Origin of the sequence: Luteimonas padinae (assembly GCF_014652935.1) — a bacterium.
Classification (GTDB): domain Bacteria; phylum Pseudomonadota; class Gammaproteobacteria; order Xanthomonadales; family Xanthomonadaceae; genus Luteimonas; species Luteimonas padinae.
Genome location: NZ_BMZT01000007.1, coordinates 38,204 through 61,305 on the forward strand (window position 1 = coordinate 38,204; position 23,102 = coordinate 61,305).

The 23,102-nt window shown below is 70.9% G+C and carries 15 protein-coding genes; 6 read left to right on the plus strand and 9 right to left on the minus strand.

What is annotated here, in order from left to right; genetic code table 11:
• Positions 1-174: 174 nt before the first annotated feature.
• The 3 genes from ggt (at position 175) to IE168_RS14740 (ending at position 7,050) form a co-directional block, all read left to right on the plus strand.
• A complete protein-coding gene (gene ggt, locus IE168_RS09220) occupies positions 175-1,902 on the plus strand; it encodes a gamma-glutamyltransferase (RefSeq protein WP_189497519.1) in 1,728 nt (575 codons plus the stop codon).
• A 137-nt stretch (positions 1,903-2,039) separates the two neighbouring features.
• Positions 2,040-5,141 carry a TonB-dependent receptor domain-containing protein gene (locus tag IE168_RS09225; RefSeq protein ID WP_189497523.1) on the plus strand — a complete coding sequence of 1,034 codons (3,102 nt, stop codon included), beginning with the start codon at positions 2,040-2,042 and terminating at the stop codon, positions 5,139-5,141.
• A gap of 79 nt (positions 5,142-5,220) precedes the next feature.
• Entirely contained in the window at positions 5,221-7,050 is a 1,830-nt protein-coding gene (locus IE168_RS14740) for a serine hydrolase (protein WP_308430348.1), read from the plus strand.
• Here IE168_RS14740 and gltS read toward each other — a convergent pair.
• The 4 genes from gltS to dgcN are packed head-to-tail and all read right to left on the minus strand — an operon-like array spanning position 7,034 to position 11,965.
• Entirely contained in the window at positions 7,034-8,227 is a 1,194-nt protein-coding gene (gene gltS, locus IE168_RS09235; protein WP_189497526.1) for a sodium/glutamate symporter, read from the minus strand. The genes IE168_RS14740 and gltS overlap by 17 nt on opposite strands.
• 47 nt (positions 8,228-8,274) lie before the next feature.
• On the minus strand, positions 8,275-9,870 hold the full coding sequence (locus IE168_RS09240) for an N-acyl-D-amino-acid deacylase family protein (protein ID WP_229823349.1): 1,596 nt from the start codon (positions 9,868-9,870) through the stop codon (positions 8,275-8,277).
• Between the two features lie 53 nt (positions 9,871-9,923).
• Positions 9,924-10,934, minus strand: coding sequence for an N-acetyl-D-Glu racemase DgcA (gene dgcA / locus IE168_RS09245; RefSeq protein ID WP_189497529.1), 1,011 nt, complete (start codon positions 10,932-10,934; stop codon positions 9,924-9,926).
• On the minus strand, positions 10,928-11,965 hold the full coding sequence (gene dgcN / locus IE168_RS09250; RefSeq protein WP_189497531.1) for an N-acetyltransferase DgcN: 1,038 nt from the start codon (positions 11,963-11,965) through the stop codon (positions 10,928-10,930). Before dgcN ends, dgcA begins: the two co-directional genes overlap by 7 nt.
• A gap of 215 nt (positions 11,966-12,180) precedes the next feature.
• Here dgcN and IE168_RS09255 point away from each other — a divergent pair, with 215 nt between their 5' ends.
• Positions 12,181-14,511 (plus strand): NADP-dependent malic enzyme, encoded by a 2,331-nt coding sequence (locus IE168_RS09255; protein WP_189497534.1) that lies wholly within the window; start codon positions 12,181-12,183, stop codon positions 14,509-14,511.
• Positions 14,512-14,529: 18 nt separating this feature from the next.
• Here the strand turns inward: IE168_RS09255 and IE168_RS09260 are convergent, their stop codons facing one another.
• From IE168_RS09260 to IE168_RS09270, 3 genes are read right to left on the minus strand one after another with little or no spacing between them, the layout of a single operon-like run.
• On the minus strand, positions 14,530-14,877 hold the full coding sequence (locus IE168_RS09260) for a response regulator (RefSeq protein WP_189497537.1): 348 nt from the start codon (positions 14,875-14,877) through the stop codon (positions 14,530-14,532).
• A gap of 14 nt (positions 14,878-14,891) precedes the next feature.
• A complete protein-coding gene (locus IE168_RS09265; protein WP_189497540.1) occupies positions 14,892-15,332 on the minus strand; it encodes a response regulator in 441 nt (146 codons plus the stop codon).
• A complete protein-coding gene (locus IE168_RS09270; RefSeq protein ID WP_189497542.1) occupies positions 15,329-17,128 on the minus strand; it encodes a sensor histidine kinase in 1,800 nt (599 codons plus the stop codon). The genes IE168_RS09265 and IE168_RS09270 overlap by 4 nt, the downstream gene beginning before the upstream one ends.
• Positions 17,129-17,299: 171 nt before the next feature.
• Here IE168_RS09270 and aceE point away from each other — a divergent pair, with 171 nt between their 5' ends.
• Positions 17,300-19,993: a pyruvate dehydrogenase (acetyl-transferring), homodimeric type gene (gene aceE / locus IE168_RS09275; RefSeq protein WP_189497544.1), complete on the plus strand. Its 2,694-nt coding sequence runs from the start codon at positions 17,300-17,302 to the stop codon at positions 19,991-19,993.
• A gap of 78 nt (positions 19,994-20,071) precedes the next feature.
• A complete protein-coding gene (locus IE168_RS09280; protein ID WP_189497546.1) occupies positions 20,072-20,452 on the plus strand; it encodes a hypothetical protein in 381 nt (126 codons plus the stop codon).
• Positions 20,453-20,470: 18 nt separating this feature from the next.
• On the opposite strand, the gene scpC is transcribed toward IE168_RS09280, so the two are convergent.
• Positions 20,471-21,994 (minus strand): succinyl-CoA:acetate CoA-transferase ScpC, encoded by a 1,524-nt coding sequence (scpC, locus tag IE168_RS09285; protein WP_189497549.1) that lies wholly within the window; start codon positions 21,992-21,994, stop codon positions 20,471-20,473.
• A 143-nt stretch (positions 21,995-22,137) separates the two neighbouring features.
• The gene (locus tag IE168_RS09290; RefSeq protein ID WP_189497552.1) at positions 22,138-22,914 is read right to left on the minus strand and encodes a hypothetical protein; all 777 of its coding nucleotides are present in this window, start codon (positions 22,912-22,914) and stop codon (positions 22,138-22,140) included.
• Between the last annotated feature and the right edge of the window lie 188 nt (positions 22,915-23,102).

Here is a 23,102-nt window from a genome sequence, read left to right on the forward strand (position 1 = left end):
GCGACGCGCGGGTCGCCGCCATGGAACGGTCCGGCGAGGCTATCGCGATCGCAGGCCGCGCGTCCCTCGCTTTGCCGCCGTGTTCCATAGCCCCGCTGCATACCCGACCACAGGAAAGCTGCGCGACACGGCCGATCGCCTGCGGCAGTGTCGGAATGCAACCGGAGAACCGACATGCGCAGGCCGTCCACCCTGTCCGCCGCGGCGCTGCTCGCCGCCTGCCTTGCCATCGCCGCGCCGACGGCCCCGGCGCAGACGCGGCAGCTGCTCAACTACGAAGAGATCCACAAGCCCGTTGTCGCCGACGGCGGCATGGTGGTCAGCCAGAGCGACCACGCCAGCCGGATCGGCGCCGAGGTCCTGCGCGAGGGCGGCAACGCGGTCGATGCCAGCGTGGCGATGGCCTTCGCCATGGCGGTGACGCTGCCGCGCGCAGGCAACATCGGCGGCGACGGCTACATGCTGCTTCACCTCGCGGACGGCCACGCGGTGGCGATCGACTTCCGCTCGATGGCGCCGGCGCTTGCCACGCTCGAGGCCTACGTGGGCGAGGACGGAAGCCTGCAGGGCCACGCCGCGGGCATCCGCGCCGCGGGCGTGCCGGGCACGGTGGCGGGCCTGGCGCTGGCGCACGGGAAATACGGGCGCCTGCCGTGGAGGCGGCTGCTGCAGCCGGCGATCCGGCTGGCCGCGGACGGCATGGTGCTCAGCCGCGACGAGGCCTTCGCGCTCGAATGGGGCCGTGAGCGGCTGGCGCGCAGCGCAGCGGGCGCGAAGGTCTTCCTGCATCCCGACGGCTCTGCGTTGCGCGCCGGCGAGCGCCTGGTGCAGGCCGACCTCGCCTGGTCGCTGCGCCAGATCGCCGAGCACGGCGCGGACGCCTTCTACCGCGGCGCGATCGCCGAGCGCCTCGACGCCGGCATGCGCGCCCACGGCGGACTGCTGCGCAAGGACGACCTCGCCGCCTATCGCGCGATCGAGCGTGAGCCGCTGCGCAGCAGCTACCGCGGCCACGCGCTGCTGACCATGCCGCCGTCCAGCGGCGGCGGGCCCGGCATCGCGATGACGCTCAACATCCTCGAACAGTTCGACCTCGCGGCCATGGGTGCCGGCTCCGCCGACGCCCTGCACCTGCTGGCCGAAGCGACCAAGCTGGCCTGGCGCGACCGCCGCGCCCATGCCAACGATCCCGCCGCCGCGCCGGTGCCGCTGGGCGGCTTCGTCTCCAAGGCCTACGGCGCATCGCGCGCGGCCGCGATCAGGATGGACCGCGCGACGCCGGCCGCCGAGGTGGCCGCCGGCGACATCTGGGCGCACGAAGGCCCCGACACCACGCACTTCTCCGTGGTCGACGGCGAGGGCAACGCGGTCAGCACCACGTACACGATCGGCGCCGATTTCGGCTCGGGCGTGATGATCGAAGGCACCGGCTTCCTGCTCGGCAACCTGATCGGCAACTTCTCGCTGCAGGCGCAGCTGGACGCCGCGCGCGACGGCCGCGAACCGCCGGCGAACGCGCTGCGCCCGGGCAGCCGCCCGGTGTCGAGCATGGCGCCGACGATGCTGCTGCGCGACGGCCGGCCGTGGCTGGTGACCGGCAGCCCCGGCGGCAACACGATTCCCGGCACGATCGTGCAGATGGTGGTCAACGTGGTCGATTTCGGCATGAACATCGCCGAGGCCACCGCGTTCCCGCGCATCCACCAGCAGGTCACGGACCGCGGCGAGCTCGACATCGAGCGCGGCTTCAGCCCGGACACGCTGCGCCTGCTGCGCGAGCGCGGCCACGTGCCGGAGCAGGGGCAGACCATCGGCAGCACGCAGACGCTGCTGCTGGAGCCGGGGCGGGTGGAAGGCGCGGCCGATCCGCGGCGCCCGGGCGCGTCGGCCGTCGCGCGCTAGCAGGGCGGGGCGCAGGCATAACCTGCCGCTATGGGGTGGGCCCAAAAAGCGAGGCTTCGCGAGGTCGCAACGTCGCTAGAGTCCGGGCAGGGGAGCGCGGCGACGCGCCGGTTCATGCCTTCGGAGGGAATCACCACATGCATCATCGCCTGATCAAGCCGACGCTGCTCAGCGTCATCCTCGCCTCCACGCTGCAGGGCATGGCCTTCGCGCAGCAGCCGCCGGCGGAGCCCGCGCCGCCTCTGGCCGATACCGAAGCCGATGCCGCGCAGGGGCCGAGCGCCAAGGACCTGGACGCCGTGACGGTGGTGGGCAGCCGCCTGGCCAGCAACCGCGTCGAAGGGCCGTCGCCGGTGCTGGTGATGGACGAGGAGAAGATCGAGGCCACCGGTGCGATCTCCGGCGACGAGCTGCTGCAGTCGATCCCGCAGGTCGGCGACATGATGTTCAACAACGCCGACACCGCCGCCAACCTCAACGCCGCGCGCGGCGACGTCGGCTCGATCAACCTGCGCAACCTCGGCACCGGCAACACCCTGCTGATGGTGAACGGCCGGCGCATGGTCCCGCATCCGGGCACGCAGACCGAGGCGCTGGTGCCGCGGCAGACCGCCAACATGAACGCGATTCCGCTGTTCGGCACCCGCCGGGTGGAGACCCTGCTCGGCGGTGCGTCCGCGCTGTACGGATCCGATGCGGTGGCCGGCGTGGTCAACGTGGTGCTCGACACCCACTACCAGGGCTTCCAGGTGCAGGGCCAGTACGGCGGCTCCGAAGACGTGGACTTCCGCCAGGGCAACATCAACTTCAAGGCCGGCAAATGGTTCAACGACGGCCGCACGCGGGCCACGGTAGTCGGCGGCTGGACGCATCGCACCGACCTCCCGGCCACCGAGCGCGACTACAGCGCCAACATGGACCGCCGCGCGCAGATGGACGGCACCGACTTCGAGGGCGTCACCGCCTTCGACGACCGCATCACCGGTACGTCCTGGGGCGTGTTCCAGACCATCGACGGCGTGCGCGTGCGCGATGCCGACAACGGTTCGATCACCAGCGCCAGCGGCTATTTCCACATCGACCCGGTGGGCCACCACGGCTGTACCGCGCAGATCACCGACGATGTCTGCGTCAATTCCGGCGCGCAGAGCACCGACGCCGACCGGCCTCTGCGCTTCAGCCCGAACCACCAGCGCAACATCCTGGGCGAGGTCGACCGCATGAACGTGTTCGGCACGCTCGAACACGATCTGGACGACAACTTCGTCGCCTTCGCGGAGCTGGCGTACTACGAGTCCCGCTACAAGGGCATGCGCGAGCAGGCGGCGGCGCTGGGCGCGGCGCCGATCATCGTGTCGAAGACCAACTACTGGAACCCGTTCGGCGCCATGTACCTGCCCGACGGTTCGCTCAATCCCAACCGCCTGGCCGGCATCGACGCGCCGGAGGAGGGGCTGGACGTGCGCATGACCAGCTTCCGCGCCACCGACACCACGCGCCCGTACACGGTCGATGACGACCAGTACCGGTTCCTGGCCGGCGTCCGCGGCATGGTGGGCGGCTTCGACTGGGAAGGCGCGGTGCTGTACTCGGAGGCCAACACCACCGACACCCAGCACGGCTCGATCAGCAGCACGCTGTTCACCGAGGCCCTGGCGTGGAGCACGCCCGATGCCTACAACCCCTTCCACGGCGGCAACCTCGCCGACTGGGGCGCGCCGCCGGATTCCGCGCGCAACCAGGCGGCGATCGACCACTTCACGGTTCCCGTGGTCCGCAAGAGCAAGGCGACGCTGTTCCAGGTCGATACCCGCTTCATCCGCGAGGACCTGTTCGCGCTGCCCGCCGGCCACGTCGGGGTCGCCTTCGGCGCCGAGTGGCGCCGGGAAACCCTGAAGGACGACCGCGACCCGCGCTTCGACGGCACCATCACCTATACCAACCCGATGAACGGTGCGATCACCAGCGACGTGCTCGGCGCCAGCCCGTCGGGCGACAACTCCGGTGACCGCGACGTCGGTTCGCTGTACGCCGAGTTCGCGATCCCGCTGGTGTCGCCGTCGATGGGCGTGCCGCTGGTGCGCGCGCTGGACCTGCAGGTCGCCGGGCGCCACGAGCGCTACTCGGACTTCGGCGGCGTCACCAAGCCCAAGGTCTCGCTGGCCTGGGACATCGTCGACGGCCTGATGGTCCGCGGCAACTGGTCGGAGAGCTTCCTCGCGCCCAACATCCTGCAGCTGTACGCCGAAGGCACCACGGTCAGCAACAGCCGCACCGACTACTACGTCTGCGAGGCCGACATCCGCAACGGCACCATCGACGGCGTGCACCGCTGCGGCCGCAGCTACAGCACCATGGCGATCCGCAGCGGCAACCGCGACCTGCAGCCGGAGACGGCGGAAACCTGGTCGGCGGGCGTCGTGTTCCAGCCGCGCTTCCTGCCCGAATCCACCCGGATGACGTTCACCGCCGACTACTTCGAGATCCAGCAGGAAGACGTGATCGGCATCCTGGGCGAGGCCACCCAGCTGGCGCTGGACTACCTGCTGCGCATGGAGGGCTCGTACAACCCGGCGGTGGTGCGGCTGGAGCCCGACCAGGCCCGGATCGACCTGTTCGACGGCACCGGGCTGGCGCCGGTGGGCATGGTCGACTACGTGGATGACGTCTACATCAACCGCCTGCCGCGGACCACGCGCGGCATCGACTTCGGCGTCGACTGGCGCCTGCGCACGGACAATGCCGGCACCTTCAACGCCAGCCTCAACGCGACCCGCCTGATCGAGATGTCGCAGGACCCGACCGAGGACGAGCTGCGCATCATCGCCGCCCAGGAAGCCGGGGTCATCGACGACAACTTCGACATCCGCAACGCCGGCAACCTGCTGGGCGTGAACGGCAAGCCGGAGTGGCGCGCCACCTTCAGCGCCTCGTGGCGCAAGGGCGGCTGGGGCCTGGGCACCTTCGTCAACTACACCGACGGCTTCGAATCGACCGGCGCGGTGTCCAACCTCGGTGACTACTGGCAGGTGCCGAGCTGGACCACCGCCAACGTCTGGGCCGAGCACCGCTTCAGCGGGACCGAGAGCCTCCTCGACGGCACCCGCATCCGCCTGACCGTGCGCAACGTCGGCGACCGCCAGCCGCCGCTGACGCCCAGCGCGCTGGGCTACAGCTCGTCGATGCACAATGCGCTGGGGCGTGGCTGGTACCTGACGGTGACCAAGTCCTTCGACTGAGCGCCGCCGTCATCGCCACCGCCGCCGCCACGAGGGGCGGCGGTGGCCGCGCGCAACCGCAGGACCTGCCGGAGGAACCATGAAGCGATCCCGCAAGAACCGCCACGCCTTGTCGCTGTGCGCGGCCTGGCTGCTGGCGTGCGCGTGGCTGCCGTCGATGGCGGCCGACGATGTCGAAGCCCGGCTCCGCGGGCTGATGGCCGAGCACGACACCGTGGGCCTGGCGGTGGTGGTGGCCAGGGACAACGCCATCGTCTACCGCGGCAGCTTCGGCTGGAAGGACCTGGAGGCGAAGGTTCCGCTGGAAGCCGACGACCTGTTCCGGATCGCCTCGATCTCCAAGTCGTTCGCGGCCACCTCGGTGATGCAGCTGGTGGAGCAGGGCCGGCTGTCGCTGGACGACGATGCCGGCGACCTGATCGGCTTCCCGGTGCGCAATCCGGCCTTCCCCGACCGGCCGATCACGCTGCGGATGCTGCTCGACCACACCTCGTCGATCACCGACGGGCCGAGCTACGGCAATCTCGACGTCATCGACCCCGGCGCCGGCGGCAACTGGCAGGGCAGCTACGCCGACCGTGCGCCCGGCGAGCGCTACGAATACTCCAATCTCGCCTACAACATGGTGGGGACGATCGTGGAGCGGGTGTCGGGCGAACGCTTCGACGCCTACGTGCGGCGGCACGTGTTCGAACCGCTCGGGCTCGAGGGTGGCCACCTGGTGGACACGCTGGACGCGGGGCGCCTGGCCCGCATCTACCGCTGGCGCGACGGCGAGGGCTTCGTGCGCTCGGACGCGGCCTATGCGCCGCTGGGCGAGCGCCTGCAGCACTACGTGCAGGGCCGCGACGCGCCGATGTTCTCGCCCACCGGTGGCGTCAAGATCTCGGCACCCGACCTGGCCCGCTACATGCTGATGCACATGAACCAGGGCGAGTGGAACGGCGTGCGCATCATCGCCCCCGCCAGCGCGAAGGCGATGCAGACGGCGACCGTGGACGTCGACGGCACAGCCGCCTACGGGCTGGCGCTGAAAACCGATCCGGAGCTGGTGCCGGGCGTGGTGCTGACCGGCCACACCGGCTCAGCCTATGGCCTCTACAGCTCGATGTTCTTCGACGCGGAGAAGAAGTACGGCTTCGTGGTGATCACCAACGGCAGCCGCGGGGAGGAGGCGTTCCGCACCGCGGTCAACCGGGCGCTGCACGAGCATTTCATCGCCGATCCCGCGGCGGAGCCGGCGGCCGCGCCCGCGCCCGTCGTGTCCGACGCGACCACCAGGGCCGAGGCCGGCCTGGTCGACATCCGCGAGCTGGTGCCCGACATCTCGCAGTCGATCGCCTATGCCGGCAGCCACAACTTCGTCGGTGCGCCGGTGGACGGCTACGAAGCGCCGCGCTGCTGGCTGAAGCGCGACGCCGCCGAGGCGCTGGCGCGGGTCGACGCGGCCCTGCGTCCGCGTCACCTGCGCCTGCACGTGTTCGATTGCTACCGCCCGGCGCGCGCGGTGGCGCACTTCATGCGCTGGGTGGAGGACGCGGACGACCTGGCCACCAAGGCCACGCACTATCCCGACCTGGACAAGCCGCAGCTTCTGGAGGGCTACATCGCCCCGGTGTCCGGCCACAGCCGCGGCGGCACCGTCGACCTCACCCTGCTGCGCTGCGACGCCGACGGCGCCGGCTGCGAGCCGCTGGACATGGGCACCGGCTTCGACTTCTTCGGGCCGCTGGCCAACACCGACTCGCCCGACGCCAGCCCCGCGCAGCGCGCCAACCGGCAGCTGCTGCGCGAGGCGATGGAGGCCGGCGGCTTCCGCAACCACCCGATGGAGTGGTGGCACTACGGCTTGCGCTCCGATGCGCCGCCCGGCCCGCTGTACGACGTGCCAATCAGCTCCAGACGTTGATGAAGCCGGTGATGATCAGCGCATTGCTGAAGTCGATGAAGAACGCGCCCACCAGCGGCGCGACCAGGAAGGCGCGCGGCGCCGCGCCGTAGCGCTCGACGAGCGTGCGCATCACCGCCATCGCGTTCGCGGTGGTGCCGAGCATGAAGCCGATGAAGCCGCCGCCCATCACCGCGGCGTCGTAGTCGCGGCCCATCATCCGGAACACCACCAGGCAGAACGCCGCCACCATCCCCACCTGCAGGCCGAGGTTCACCAACAGCGGCAGCGCCAGCCCGGCCAGCTCCCACAGCTTCAGGTTCATCAGCGCCACCGACAGGAACAGCGCCAGGCAGACGTTGCCGATCAGGTCGGTGGTGGGCACCGACATGCCGATCCAGCCAGTGGCGTCGTCGATGTTGCGGATCACCGCGCCCACCAGCATCGCGCCGACATAGGCCGGCAGGGTGATGCCGGTGGCCGAGATCAGCCCGCTGACCCAGCTGCCCAGCCACATGGCCACCAGGATCACGACGATGCTCTTCAGCGCGCCGTATTCGCGCTGGGCCTCGGTCAGCGCCGGCGCGGCGACGGCATCGTCGGGGGCGTCATGGTCCTGCGGGCGCGTGGATACCAGGCCGAAGCGGCGGATCAGCACGGTGATCACCGGGCCGCCGATCAGGCCGCCCAGCACGATGCCCGCCATCGCGGCCGCCACCGCGATCGATTCGGCGCCCTCGACGCCGGCGGCCTCGAACAGCGGCGCGAACGCCAGCCCGGTCGCCGGCCCGCCGGTCAGCGTGGTCGACCCGGCCAGCACGCCGAACAGCGGATGCAGGTCGAAGCCGACCGCCACCGCCATGCCCAGCAGGTTCTGCGCCACGGCGAACACGGTGGCGAGCGCCAGGAACACCAGCACCTGCCGGCCGCTGATCTTCAGCAGGCGCAGGCTGGCATTGACGCCGATGGTGGTGAAGAACGCGATCATCAGCGGGCTCTGCAGGCCGGTGTCGAGCTCGAACAGGGCGGTGCCGCGGTCGTGGGCGATCCAGGCGGCGATCGCGAACACCAGGCCGCCGATCACCGGCGGCGGCAGGTTGTAGCGGCCGAGCACGGGGATCGCGCGGCACAGCGCATAGCCCAGGAACAGGGCGATGCCGGCAAGGGCGAGGGTCTGGACGGCGTCGAGTTGCAGCATGGACACTCCTTTTCGGGGTCACGTCGCCCGCAGCGGGCGGGCGAAGTTCAGGGGCAGGTGCCCGGCGGTGGACGATGCTGCAGCACCCGTCCCGGAAGGTCATGTGTCGCAAGGCCCGTGTCGATCATCGCCACGCCGTTGACCAGCAGGTGGACGACGCCTTCCGACAGCAGGTGCGGCTGCACGTAGTCGGCCTTCGGCGCGTAGGCGTCGGGGTCGAACACCAGCACGTCGGCGTAGTGGCCTGCGCGCAGGAAGCCGCGGCCTTCGAGGCCGAAGGTGGTGGCGGTCAGCCCGGTCGAGCGGTGGATGAAGGCCGCCAGGTCGATCACCTGGTCCTGCACCACGAAGCGCGCGTATTTCTCGGGAAACGTCGCGTGCTGGCGCGGATGGCCGTCGCCGCCGTCGGAGGCGGTCAGCACCCAGGGCTGGCGCATGAACAGGTCGACGTCGTCGCGGTGCATGTTGAACGAGGCGATGCGCTGCGCCGAACCAGTACGTCCGGTGCCGCCCTCGCGGATGATGCGCAGCGCGGCTTCGACCGGGTCGAGGCCTTCGGCATCCGCGAACGCCTGCAGCGTCAGCGCGCTCCACGGCCATCCGCTGCCGGTCATCAGGATCGCGTCGGCGCCGCCGCGGCGCTGCAGGTTGTCGGCCATTTCCCCTCGGATGCGGGCGGCGGTCGCGGGATCGTCCAGCCGCTCGAACAGCGCGGCGCGCCCGCCGTCCACCGCCCAGCGCGGCAGCACCGCGGCGCCCAGGCTGGTGGATGACGCCAGCCAGGGATACTGGTCGGCGGTCACCTGCTGGCCTTCATCCCGCGCGCGTTCGATGCGTGCGATGACTTCGCCCGCGCTGCCATGGACGTCGGCGCCCAGGGCCTTGATATGGGCGATGTGCACCGGCAACCCGGCGCGCCGCCCGATCTCCAGCACCTCCTCGATCGAGCCCATCAGGCCCAGCGAATAGCTCGACTCGTCGCGCTGGTGGGTGTCGTAGACGCCGCCGCGGATCGCCGCCTCGCGCGCGAGCGCGACCACCTCGTCGGTGGAGGCGAAGCTCTGCGGCGCGTAGAACAGGCCCGCGGACAGGCCGAAGGCGCCCTCGCACATCGCGCCTGCGACCAGGCCGCGCATGCGTGCCAGTTCGTCCGCGTCCGGCGCGCGCGCGTCGTCGCCCAGCACGCGACGGCGCACGGGGCCCAGGCCGACGTAGGCGGCGACGTTGGTGCCGGTGCCCGCGGCCTCGAGCCTGGCGCGGTCCGCCTCGATGTCCGGAGTGCCGCCGCCGTCGATGCCGATGAAGATCGTGCTCACGCCCTGGTGCAGCCAGGGCAGCAGGCGGCGCATCGCCGGGTCCGTCGAGCGCAGGTAGGTGTCGGGATGCGTATGCGGGTCGATGAGGCCCGGCGACACCACCAGGCCGGTGGCGTCGAGCTCGCGCGCGGCGCGGTAGCGCTGGCGCAGGCCGGGGCCGACCTCGAGGATGCGGTCGCCGCGGATCGCGACGTCGGCGATGCGGCCCGGCCCGTCGCCGCCGTCGAACAGCATCCCGCCGTGGATCAGGACATCGGCTTCGGCGCCGGCCGGCGCCATGCCCGCGCATCCCGCCAGCAGCAGCCCGGACAGGACGGCGGCCAGCACGCCCGGTCCGCGCGGTCGGTAGATCCTGCCGGCGCGCAGGCGCCGACCGCCCCTCACGCCGCGTGCGCGTCCTTCGCGCGCGTGCCGCCGCCCCACAGCCCGGGCGACGGCGGCTGCAGCAGGCCGTCGACCATGGCCACGCCGCCGGGGTGGTCGTCCTTCAGCCACAGCGGGCCGTCGAGGTCGATGAATTCCGCGTGGCGCGCCACGTGCCAGGCCGGCGCGATCGACAGCGACGAGCTGATCATGCAGCCGACCATGATCCCGAAGCCCTGCGCGCGCGCCGCGTCGAGCAGCTCCAGCGCGCCGGTGAGGCCGCCGGTCTTGTCGAGCTTGATGTTGACCACCTGGTAGCGCCCGCGCAGGCGCGCCAGGTCGTCGGCGGTGTGGCAGGACTCGTCGGCGCACAGGCGCGCCACCGGCTCGAAGCCGAGCAGGGCGTCGTCCTCGCCGGCCGGCAGCGGCTGCTCGACCAGGTCGACGCGCGCTTCGGCCAGCACCGGCTGCATCGCCCGCAGCAGGTCGAAGCTCCAGCTTTCGTTGGGATCGACGATCAGGCGCGCCGCGGGCAGCACGTCGCGCACGGCGCGGATCTGCGCCGCGGGATCGGACGCGTCGACCTTGATCTTCACCAGGTCGAGGTGGGCAAGCGCGCGCGCCGCCGCGGCCATGCGCTCCGGTGCGTCGAGGCTCACGGTCTGCGCGCACGCCAGCGGCGGCAGCGCACCGGGCTGGCCCAGCAGCGACTGCACCGGCAGGCCCTGCTGCCGCGCCTCCAGGTCCCACAGCGCGCAGTCGAGCGCATTGCGCGCCGCGCCCGGCGACAGCAGCTCGCGCAGTCCGCGCCGGTCCAGCCCGCCGGTGATGGCCGACGACAGCAGGCCGGCCTGTGCGATCACCGAGTCCACGGTCTCGCCATAGCGCGCGTAGGGCATCGACTCGCCGCGTCCGGTGAAGCCGTCGCGGCCGATGGTCGCCACGACGACCTCGGCCGAGGTGCGCACGCCGCGCGAGATCCGGAACGGCGTCGCCAGCGCATGGCTGGCGTGCGCGAGGCTCAGCACGGCACCGCGTCCAGCAGGCGGTCGACGATCCGGGCCACGCCGTCGCGCACCGGATCCTGTGCCGGCAGGCCGAGCAGGTCCTCGGCCTCGCGGCAGGCGCGCGCGGCCGCCGCGGCATCGAGCTTCGAGGTGTTCAGCGCCAGGCCCACCGCCACCACGTCCGGGCTGGTCAGCCGCGCGGCGGCGAGGTTGGCCTCCAGTGTCTGCGCCAGGTCCGGCAGCGGGTAGTGCGGCAGGCCGCGCATGTGCGGGCGCCCCGGCTCGTGGCACAGCACCAGTGCATCCGGCTGCGCGCCGTGCAGCAGGCCCAGCGACACGCCCGCGTACGAGGGATGGAACAGCGAGCCCTGGCCCTCGATCAGGTCCCAGCCGCCGTCGTGGCGCTCGGGCGACAGCCACTCGATGCCGCCGGAGATGAAGTCGGCGATGACGGCGTCGATCGGGATGCCGCGCCCGGCGATGAAGATGCCGGTCTGGCCGGTGGCGCGGAAATCGGCGGCCAGGCCGCGGCCGCGCATCTCCGCTTCCAGCGCCAGCGTGGCGTACATCTTGCCGGTGGAGCAGTCCGTGCCCACGGTGAGCAGGCGGCGGCCGGCGCGCGGGAGGCCGTTGCCGACCGGCGTGGGCGGGGGCGTGCGGGCGTCGAACAGGTGGCGGCCGTTGCGGCGCGCGGCCTCGACGATTTCGGGATGCGAGGCCAGGCGCTCGTGCAGGCCGGACGCGACGTTCATGCCGGCGTCCAGCGCCGCCACGATGTCGGCGACCGCCTCGGCGCCCAGGCGCCCGCCGGCGTTGGCCACGCCGACGATCATGGTGTTCGCGCCGGCGGCGCGGGCCTGGGCGAAGTCCATGTCCGGCACGTGCACGCTGGTCCGGCACTCCGGCCCGCGGAACTGGCCCACGCACCACTCCGGGCGGAACTGCACCAGGCCGCGCGCGGTCTTCGCGGCCAGGTCGTCCGGCGCGTTCCCCAGGTACAGCAGGAAGGGCGGCGGCCAGTGCGAGGCGTCGGCGGGAACATCGGTGGACATGGTGGCGTGCATCCTGTGCGGCCCGGGACGGGCAGGGGTGGAGTCACATCTTCTGCCCTCCACCGGGGGGGCCGCCATTGAAAAGATGCCCTGCGCGCATAACCCGGGGTTATGGCGGCACGAACGCCGCGCGCCACCGTGCGATGCGGAGCCGCCCGGGACCGCGCGCGGATAACGACTAGAATGGCCTGCCCGCCCGAACCGCAGCCCCGACCATGTCCGACCAGCCGTCCGCCAGCCCCTCGTCGTCCGAAGAATTCAGGCAGGCGGCGCTCGATTACCACCGCGCGGTTCCCCACGGCAAGATCAAGGTCGCACCTACCAAGGCCCTGGTGACCCAGCGCGAGCTGGCGCTGGCCTATTCGCCGGGCGTGGCCTACGCCTGCGAGGCGATCGTGGCCGACCCGGAGCAGGCGCGCACGCTCACCGCGCGCGGCAACCTGGTGGCGGTGATCTCCAACGGCACCGCGGTGCTGGGCCTGGGCGACATCGGCCCGCTGGCGGGCAAGCCGGTGATGGAAGGCAAGGGTGTGCTGTTCCAGAAGTTCGCTGGCATCGACGTGTTCGACATCGAGATCGACGAGCGCGACCCCGACAGGCTGGTCGAGATCATCGCCTCGCTGGAGCCGACCTTCGGCGGCATCAACCTCGAGGACATCAAGGCGCCGGAGTGCTTCATCGTCGAGCGCAAGCTGCGCGAGCGGATGAAGATCCCGGTGTTCCACGACGACCAGCACGGCACCGCGATCACCGTGGGCGCGGCCGTGCTCAACGCGCTGGAAGTGGCGGGCAAGCGCATCGACGACGTGAGGATCGCGCACTCGGGCGCCGGCGCGGCCGGCATCGCCTGCCTGGACATGCTGGTGGCGCTGGGCGCGAAGCCCGAAAACATCCTCTCGGTCGACCGCGACGGCGTGCTGTACACGGGCCGCAGCGGCCTCGACCCCGACCGCGCGCGCTATGCCCGCGACACCGCCAAGCGCAGCCTGGCCGACATCGTCGACGGCGCCGACGTGTTCCTCGGCCTGTCCGCCGGCGGCGTGCTCAAGCCGGAAATGGTCAAGACCATGGCCGCGCGCCCGGTGATCCTGGCGCTGGCCAACCCGACCCCGGAAATCCTGCCCGACGTGGCCCGCGCCGCGCGCCCGGACAGCATCATCGCCACCGGCCGCTCGGACTATCCGAACCAGGTCAACAACGTCGTCTGCTTCCCCTACATCTTCCGCGGCGCGCTCGACGTCGGCGCCACCGAGATCAACGAGGCGATGAAGCTGGCCTGCGTGCACGCGATCGCCGAGCTGGCCAAGCAGGAAGCCTCCGACCTCGGCGCGGCCTACGGCGGCGACGTGCTGTCGTTCGGCCCGGACTACTTCATCCCGCGCCCGTTCGATCCGCGCCTGCTGATGATCGTGGCGCCGGCCGTGGCCCAGGCCGCGATTGATTCCGGCGTCGCCAGCCGCCCGATCGACGTCGCGGCCTACCGCGAGAAGCTGGCCCAGTTCATCCACCGCACCGGCCTGGTGATGAAGCCGGTGTACGAGCGCGCGCGCGCCGACATCAAGCGCATCGTCTACGCCGAGGGCGAAGAGGAAACCGTGCTGCGCGCGGTGCAGTCGGTGGCCGACGAGCAACTGGCGCGCCCGATCCTGATCGGCCGCCCGGACGTCATCGCCCAGCGCATCGAGCGCCTCGGCCTGCGCCTGGAGGAAGGCCGCGACTTCGAGCTCACCAACATCAACGACGACCCGCGCTTCGGCGAGTACTGGCGCCAGTACCACGCCATGACCGAACGCCGCGGCGTCACGCCCGACGCGGCCAAGAACCTGATGCGTTCGCGCGCCACCCTGATCGCCGCGATGATGGTCAAGCGCGGCGAAGCCGACGGCATGATCGCGGGCCTGGTCGGCCGCTTCCACAAGAAGCTCGGCTACCTGCGCAGCGTGTTCGGGCTCGAGCGCGGCATCACCGGCACCTCGGCGATGACCGGCGTGATCAACGACCGCGGCGTGTGGTTCTTCCTCGACACGCACGTGCAGGTCGACCCCACCGCCGAGCAGATCGCCGAGGCCACCCTGCAGGGCGCCTATCGCCTGAAGCTGTTCGGCATCGAGCCGCGGGTGGCGCTGCTGTCGCACTCCAACTTCGGCAGCCACGACAACCCGGGCGCGGCGAAGATGCGCAAGGTCCGCGAGATCCTGGCGCGGCGCGCGCCGCGCATGAACATGGACGGCGAGATGCAGGCCGACGTGGCCTGGGACGCGATGCTGCGCGAGCGCATGCTGCCGGGCACCACGCTGTCGGGCCGCGCCAACCTGTTCGTGCTGCCCAACCTGGACGCCGCCAACATCGCCTACAACCTGGTGCGGGTGATGACCGACGGCGTGGCCCTGGGGCCGATCCTGATGGGCCTGGACCATCCGGCCCACGTGCTGACCGCGGCCAGCACGCCGCGGCGGGTGGTGAACATGACCGCGATCACCGCGGTGGAGGCACAGATCCGGGCCGCGCGCCGCGGCGACGCCGCAGCGGGCGAGGCCGCGCCCTAGTCGCGGCGGGCCCGGGCCTTACGCGCCCGCGGCCGCGAGCGGGCGCGCCAGCTCGAGCAGGCGCGCCATGTCGTCCTTCAGCACCACCGCGTCGGTGCCCGACACGTCCTCGTCGCCGCGCAGGGCGCCGGTCAGGATGAAGAAGCGCGCCGCCGGCACGCGGGCGCGCACCGCGGCCACGGCCTCGGGCCCGGACCAGCCGGGCAGGTTCATGTCGCAGAGGACCAGTTGCGGGGCGAAGCCGTCCAGCGCCGCGTCGAGCTCCCGCTCGTGGCACAGGCGGCGGCAATCGATGTCGAGGCCGCCGTCGCGCAGGGCGAATTCCGTGAGCTCGGCATCGTCGAGCGAGTCATCGACGATGAGCACCCGGAGCGCCAAGTTCAGCCCTCGCTCGGGGCTTCGTTGAGCACGGCCCAGAACTTGCCCAGGGTGCGCACGGCCTCGAAGAACTGGTCGACGTCGACCGGCTTGACCACGTAGGCGTTCACGCCCAGGTCCCAGCTGCGGGCCAGGTCGTTCTCCTCGCGCGACGACGACAGGATCACCACCGGTATGCGCTTGAGCGACTCGTGCCGGCGCATTTCGGTCAGGACCTCGAGGCCGTCCATGCGCGGCATCTTGATGTCGAGCAGCAGCACGGCCGGATCGCCCTCGGGGCGGTCGGCGAAGCGGCCGCGGCGGAGCAGGTAGTCCAGCGCCTCGACGCCGTCCTCGACGTGGACGATGGGATTGGCCAGGTGGGCGTCGCGCAGCGCGTCGATGGCCATCTCGGCGTCGTGGGGGCTGTCTTCGGCCAGCAGGATGGTGCGGATGGCGCTCATGCGTTGGATTTCCGGTTGCTCAGGTCGAGGTTGGCGGGAAGTGTGAAGTGGAAGGTGGCGCCCTTGCCGGGCTCGGCTTCGGCCCAGATGCGGCCATTGTGCCGGGTCACGACGCGCTTGGCGCTGGCCAGGCCGATGCCGGTCCCGGAGAACTCGCTGGGCGAGTGCAGGCGCTGGAACACGCCGAACAGCTTGCCGGCGTAGGCCATGTCGAACCCGGCGCCGTTGTCGCGCACGGTGAACACGTGGTCACCGGTTTCGTCGCGCGCGTGCTCCACGGTCACCCGGGCCGGCTCGCTCTTCATGCTGTACTTGACCGCGTTGCCCATCAGGTTGCCCCAGAGCTGGCGCAGCATGTTCTCGTCGGCCACCAGCACCGGCATCGGGCCGATGTTCCACTGCACGTGGTGCTCCGGCGCTTCGGTGGCGACGTTGGCGTCGAGCATGGCGCGGGTCTCCTCGACCAGCGACTGCATGTCCACCGCCTGCAGGCGCAGCGCGCTGCGGCCCAGGCGCGAGTACACCAGCAGGTCGTCGATCAGCTCGGACATGCGCTTGGCCGAGCCGCCGATCACATCGATGTAGTGCCGGCCCTTGTCGTCGATGCCGTCGCCCATGTGCCGGCGCAGTTTGTCGGCGAAGCCGGCGATGTGGCGCAGCGGCGCGCGCAGGTCGTGCGAGACGGAATAGCTGAACGCCTCGAGCTCGCGGTTGACGTCCGAGACCTGCTCGACCTTGCCCTCGAGCTGGCGGTTGAGGTCGCGGATGTGCTCCTCGCTGGCCTTCTGCAGGCTGATGTCGCTGGCAGTGACCAGGGCCGCGCTCTCGTCGCTGTCGGGCAGTTCCATCAGCCGCGCATTCACCAGCATCGTGCGCTCGAGGCCGTCGGCGGTGCGCTGGCGCAGCTCGTAGTCCCAGAGCTCGCGTGCGCGGCCGCAGACGTCGCGCAGGCGGCGCAGGGTTTCGGCGTCGTCCCAGGCGCCGTCGCCCACGTCGGACAGCAGGCGTCCGCGGGAGTCGCCGTCCAGACCGAAGAGTTCGGAGAAGGCGGCGTTGTGCATGACGATGCGCAGGTCGCCGTCGATCAGCACGATCGGCTCGCGCACGGTGTCGAGCACCACCGCGGAGCGCCGGTCGGCGCGCTGGCTGTCGGCTTCGGCACGGCCGCGGCGGTCGGCGTCGCGCATGGCCAGGGTGGCCAGGCCCACCAGCAGCAGGATCTGGGCCGCCAGCGTGCCCCAGGACAGCCAAGTGGACTGCCGCCGTGCCTGGTCGGCGATGGCCATGCGCTCGGACAGGAGTTCCCGCTCCGCCTCGACCAGCTCGTTGATCGGGACCTGGACGGGGAAGTGCTCGGCCAGGCGCTGCAGCTCGTCGGTGTCGATGCCGCCTTCGGCGTCCTGCAGGCGGCCGACCTGGTCGAGGCGCTGGGCAATGCTCTGGCGCAGGGTGCCGACCCGTACCTGCTGGTGCGCGGAGTCGCGTGTCAGCGCTTCGAGCCGGTCCAGCGCCGGCGCCACGACGGAGGTGCTGTTGGCCAGGCGCTCCTCGAGCACTGTCGCGCGCGCGCCCAGCGCGTGCTCGAGCGTCGCGGATTCGATATTGCGCACCGCGGCATTGATGCGCTGCACCGTGGTTTCGACTTCCAGGGTGTGCGCGACCATTTCTTCCGCGTCGCGGATGCGCTCCTCGGCCGCGCGCATCAGCAGGAACGGGACGACGACGATCACCAGGACCGTGGTCAGCAGCAGCGGGACGCGCCACCGGGGGGACAGCTGGAATGAAACGGAAGGCATGTGCCCGGCGGGCCCCCTTGGCATGGCGGATGGCCCCGTGCGTCCAGGCCGGCCGCGGGATCATGCGCGAAGCCGGCGCCCGGAGCAACGGCGCGGCCCGGCGGGACTGGTAGAATCGGGGGTTCCCGACCTCACGAACGACACGGCCGGTGCGCCGTTGCGGAGCAGAGCATGAGCAACTGGCTGAACGACGTCCTGAACAACGATCCCGACCCGGTCGAGTCCCGGGAATGGATGGAGTCCCTGAAGGCGGTCATCGACGCCGATGGGCCGGAGCGGGCGCACCAGCTGCTGGAAGGCATGGTCGAGCTGACGCGCCGCGCCGGCGCCCACCTGCCGTTCGCGCCGACCACCGAGTACATCAACACCATTCCCCCGCACCTGGAGCCCAAGATCCCGGGTGACCAGACGATGGAGTGGAAGATCCGCTCGATCATCCGCTGGAACGCGATGGCGATGGTGGTGCGCGCCAACCGCAAGCCGGGCGACCTCGGCGGCCACATCGCGAGCTTCGCAAGCTCCGCCACGCTCTATGACGTCGGCTTCAACCACTTCTGGCGCGCGCCGTCGGACGACCATCCGGGCGACCTGCTCTACATCCAGGGCCACTCCTCGCCGGGCATCTACGCCCGCTCCTTCCTGGAAGGCCGCCTGACCGAATCCCAGATCGACCACCTGCGCATGGAGGTCGACGGCCGCGGCATCCCGTCCTACCCGCATCCCTGGCTGATGCCGGACTACTGGCAGACGCCGACGGTGTCGATGGGCCTGGGCCCGATCGCCGCGATCTACCAGGCGCGCCACTGGAAGTACCTCGAGGCCCGCGGCCTGATGCCGAAGTCCGACCGCAAGGTCTGGTGCTTCCTCGGCGACGGCGAGACCGACGAGCCGGAGAGCCTGGGCGCGATCTCGGTCGCCGGGCGCGAGGGCCTGGACAACCTGGTGTTCGTGATCAACTGCAACCTGCAGCGCCTGGACGGCCCGGTGCGCGGCAACGGCAAGATCATCCAGGAGCTGGAGGGCAGCTTCCGCGGCGCCGGCTGGAACGTGGTCAAGACCATCTGGGGCAGCTACTGGGATCCGCTGCTGGCCCGCGACAAGGACGGCATCCTGCGCAAGCTGATGATGGAAACCGTCGACGGCGAGTACCAGAACTGCAAGGCCTTCGGCGGCAAGTACACGCGCGACAACTTCTTCGGCAAGTACCCGGAGACGGCGGCCATGGTGGCCAGCCTGTCCGACGACGACATCTGGCGCCTCAACCGCGGCGGCCACGACCCGCACAAGGTCTACGCGGCCTACATGAACGCGGTCGAGACCAAGGGGCAGCCGACCGTGATCCTGGCCAAGACGGTCAAGGGCTACGGCATGGGCTCGGCCGGCGAGGCGCTGAACCCGACCCACCAGACCAAGAAGCTCGACGACGAGGCCGTGCGCGCCTTCCGTGACCGCTTCAGGATCCCGCTGGACGACGAGCAGCTGAAGGACGGCGCCGTGCCGTTCTACCACCCGGGCGAGAAGTCCGAGGAAATCGAGTACATGAAGGAGCGCCGCGCGGCGCTCGGCGGCTTCCTGCCGCAGCGGCGCCGCAAGAGCACCGAGACGCTCGCCGCGCCGAAGCTGGAGGTGTTCGACCGCCTGCTCAAGGACACCGGCGAGCGCGAGATCAGCACCACCATGGCCTTCGTCCAGTCGCTGGGCATCACGCTGCGCGACAAGCAGGTCGGTCCGCGCGTGGTGCCGATCGTCTGCGACGAGGCGCGCACCTTCGGCATGGAGGGCCTGTTCCGCCAGATCGGCATCTATGCCCCGCACGGCCAGAAGTACAAGCCGGTCGACCGCGACCAGCTGATGTACTACCGCGAGGACGAGGCCGGCCAGGTGCTGCAGGAAGGCATTTCCGAAGCCGGCGCGTTCGCGAGCTGGATGGCGGCCGCCACCAGCTACAGCACCAACGACCTGCCGATGCTGCCGTTCTACATCTACTACTCGATGTTCGGCTTCCAGCGCGTCGGCGACGCCGCCTGGCAGGCGGCGGACATGCGCGCGCGCGGCTTCCTGCTCGGCGCCACCGCCGGCCGCACCACGCTCAACGGCGAGGGCCTGCAGCACGAGGACGGCCACAGCCACCTGCTCGCCGGCGCCATTCCCAACTGCCGCGCCTACGACCCGACCTTCGCCGGCGAAGTGGCGGTGATCGTGCAGGAGGGCATGCGCCGCATGCTCGACGAGCAGCAGGACGAGTACTGGTACCTGACGCTGATGAACGAGAACTACCCGCACCCGGCGCTGCCCGAGGGCGCGGCCGAGGGCGTGATCCGCGGCATGTACCTGCTGAAGGACGCCGGCAAGCCGAAGAAGGGCGAGCTGCGCGTGCAGCTGATGGGCTCGGGCACGATCCTGCGCGAGGCGATCGCCGCGGCGGAGCTCCTGGACAAGGACTTCGGCGTCACCGCCGACATCTGGTCCTGCCCGAGCTTCACCGAGCTGCGCCGCGATGGTTACGACGTCGAACGCTGGAACCGCCACAACCCCGAGGCGAAGACGCCGCGCAAGGCCTACATCACCGAGCTGCTGGAGGGCCGCCAGGGCCCGGCGATCGCCGCCACCGACTACGTGCGCGCCTTCGCCGACCAGGTCCGCGCCTTCGTGCCGATGACCTACACCGTGCTGGGCACCGACGGCTTCGGCCGCTCGGACACGCGTGCCAACCTGCGCCGCCACTTCGAGGTCGACCGCTTCCACATCGCCCACGCCGCCATCGACGCGCTGGCGAAGGACGGCAGCATGACCGCCAAGGACGCGGCGCGGGCGCTGAAGCTCTACAGGATCGACACCGACAGGCCCAATCCGCTGCATGCCTGATCGCGGTGCGCCGGGGGACGGCCGTTCCCCGGCGCTCCCCGCGTGGAACAGGTCGCGGCCCGGGACACGGAGGCGAGCATGGACCAGCCCAGCATCACGATGTCGCGGGAGGCCCGCACCTTGCGCGTGGCCGTGCGCGGGGTAGCGTCCCTGGACGCGACCATCGCCTACTGGCGCGCGATCGTGGAGGAATCCCTCCGCGACCGCCCGGACTACATCCTGCTCGTCGACGAGCTGCGCGGGCCCGCGCTGGGCGAGGCGGAATGGCAGCAGCTGGTGGACATGCTGGTGGGCAAGGGCCTGGAAGCGGTGCGCATCGCGCACGTGAAGCCCAACGGGCTCGACGCCGTCGAGTACTGCGAGCTGTCCGCGCGCCAGCGCGGGTTCGAGGCCCGCGTGTTCACCGAAGAGCGCGCGGCCGCCCTCTGGCTGCGCTACGGCGAGCGACCGGACGACTGAGCCGCTACGCGCGCGCGATCAGCCCGCCGCGGCCGCCCGCATGCTGCCGGTCTCGACCATGCGCTGGTGCCACGACAGCGCCTCGCCCAGCAGGTGCGGCGTATGCATGCCGTGGCCGTCGCGGCAGGCGCGGTCGAAGTAGTCCTGCAGCATCGGGCGGAAATCGGGGTGGGCGCAGGTCTCGATGACGCGTTTCGCTCGCTGGCGCGGCGCCAGGCCGCGCAGGTCGGCCAGGCCCTGTTCGGTCACCAGCACCATGGTGTCGTGCTCGGTGTGGTCGACGTGGCTCACCATCGGCACGATGCCCGACACCTGGCCGCCGTTGGCGGTACTGGGCGACATGAACACAGACAGGTAGCCGTTGCGCGCGAAGTCGCCCGAGCCGCCGATGCCGTTCATGATCCGGCTGCCGGCGATGTGGGTGGAATTGACGTTGCCGTAGATGTCGGCCTCGATCATCCCGTTCATGGCGATGCAGCCCAGGCGGCGGATCACTTCCGGATGGTTCGAGATCTCCTGCGGCCGCAGCAGGATGCGGCTGCGGTAGAAGTCGACGTTGGCGTTGAATTCCGCGATGCCCGCCGGGCTGAGCGAGAACGAGGTCGCCGAGGCCATGCGCAGCGTGCCGTTCTTCAGCAGCTCGAGCATCCCGTCCTGGATGACCTCGGTGTACGCGGTGAGCCCCTGGTAGCCGCCCTCGGCGAGCCCGCCGAGCACCGCGTTGGCGATGTTGCCCACGCCCGACTGCAGCGGCAGCAGGTCGCGGGTGAGGCGGCCGCGATCGATCTCGTGCGAAAGGAAGTCGAGCAGGTGGCCGGCGATCCGCCGCGAGGCTTCGTCGGGCGCGCTGAAGGCGGAATTGCGGTCGGGCGCGTGGGTTTCGACCACGGCGACGACCTTGTCAGGATCAACGCGCAGCGAGGGTTCGCCGATGCGGTCGTCGGGATGCTCCAGCAGGATCGGCTTGCGATGCGGCGGCAGCGCGGTGCCGTAGTAGACGTCGTGCATGCCGTCCAGCGCGGCGGGCTGCCACGAGTTGACCTCGAGGATCACCTTGTCGGCCTGCTCCAGCCAGGTCTTGTTGTTGCCGACCGAGGACGAGGGCACGAGGCTGCCGTCCTCGCGGATGCCGGCCACCTCCACCACCGCCACGTCGATCTTTCCGAAGAAGCCGAACCAGGCGTGCTGGGCGACGTGGCTGAGGTGGATGTCGATGTAGTCGAGCGTGCCGGCGTTGATGCGCTCGCGCACCGCCGGGTCGGACTGGTAGGGCAGGCGCAGCTCCATGCCCTCCACCTTGGCCAGCGCGCCGTCGAGTTCGGGCGCGGTGGACGCGCCGGTGAGGACCTTGATGCGGAAGCGCTCGCCGGCGGCGTTGACCTGCTCGACGCGGGCGGCCAGCGCCTGCGGCACCGCCTTCGGGTACCCCGCGCCGGTGAATCCGCTCATCGCGACCGTCATGCCCGGGCGGATGGCGGCCGCGGCCTCCGCTGCCGAGGTGATGCGGTCCCGGAACAAGGGATGGCGGATGCGTTCGGACACGGCTCGGATCTCCACGGGACGATTCAAACGCTCATTTTACGCCCTGGTCCGGTGGGCCCGCGCCACGCAACGGGGATGCATCGGTGCGCAGAAAAAAGGGGCTCCCGATGGGAGCCCCTTCATCCGGTGGTGGAACTGCGAGATCAGCGGCCGTCACCGTCGGCATCGCCCGGGAGCCGGTTCTCGACGCGGTGCCAGGCATCCTTCACCGCACCCTTGGCCTGGGCCCAGCCGAGCTTCGATTCTCCGCGGGCCTGCTCCCAGCCGCGCTCCAGTTCGGACTCCGTCTGCGGCGACCAAGCGGCTTCAGGTCGCGACGCGCGCGCCTGCGTGCCGTAGCGGTAGGCCGGGCGGTAGTCGTCGAAGCCGTGGTCCTGGCTGTAGTAGTCGGTCTTGTTGTAGTTCTGCTCGTAGTGCCGGTCGGTGTCCTCGTACGCACCGTAGGTCCGCTGGGTGCGGTCGTAGGCATCGCGGACCGCGGGGCGTGCGGAGTCCCAGTCCAGGCTGGATTCGGCACGGGACTGCTCCCAGCGCTGCTTCAGCTGCGGCTCGGCCTCGCTCCAGTCGCGGGCACCGGCTTCGTTGCGGTACTCGGTGCCCATGCGATAGGCGGGGGCGTAGTCGCGGTCGAAGTCGCGGTCGGCCTGGTAGTAGTCACGCGACACGGCGCCTTCGCGCCAGTACTCGACCTCGGCCGTGGGATCCACGCGTTCGGCCAGGGCCTTGCCGCCGGCCGCGCCGCCCACTGCGCCGATGCCTCCACCCACAAGGGTGCCGATCGGTCCGAAGATGCTGCCGACCGCGGCGCCGGCGATCGCACCCGCGGTCCCGCCCGCGGCCACGCCGAGGGGGTGCGATCCGGGCGCGCCGGTAATCGGGTCGCGATTGGCATCGGGATTCGTGTCTCGGCGATCGTTCATGCCTGTACTCCTGCGTGGTTTGGGGGGAAGAGTGGCGACTATTGCGCGCTCGAGGTTCGCGCCGCGTGCAAACCGCGCGCAGGCCTGCGTAACAACTCCCATCCGTTCCTGCCGGGCACGCATCGGCGACAAAAAAACACCGGCGCGAGGCCGGTGTTTTCGTCCGGGCGCCCACGTGGGCGCGCGAT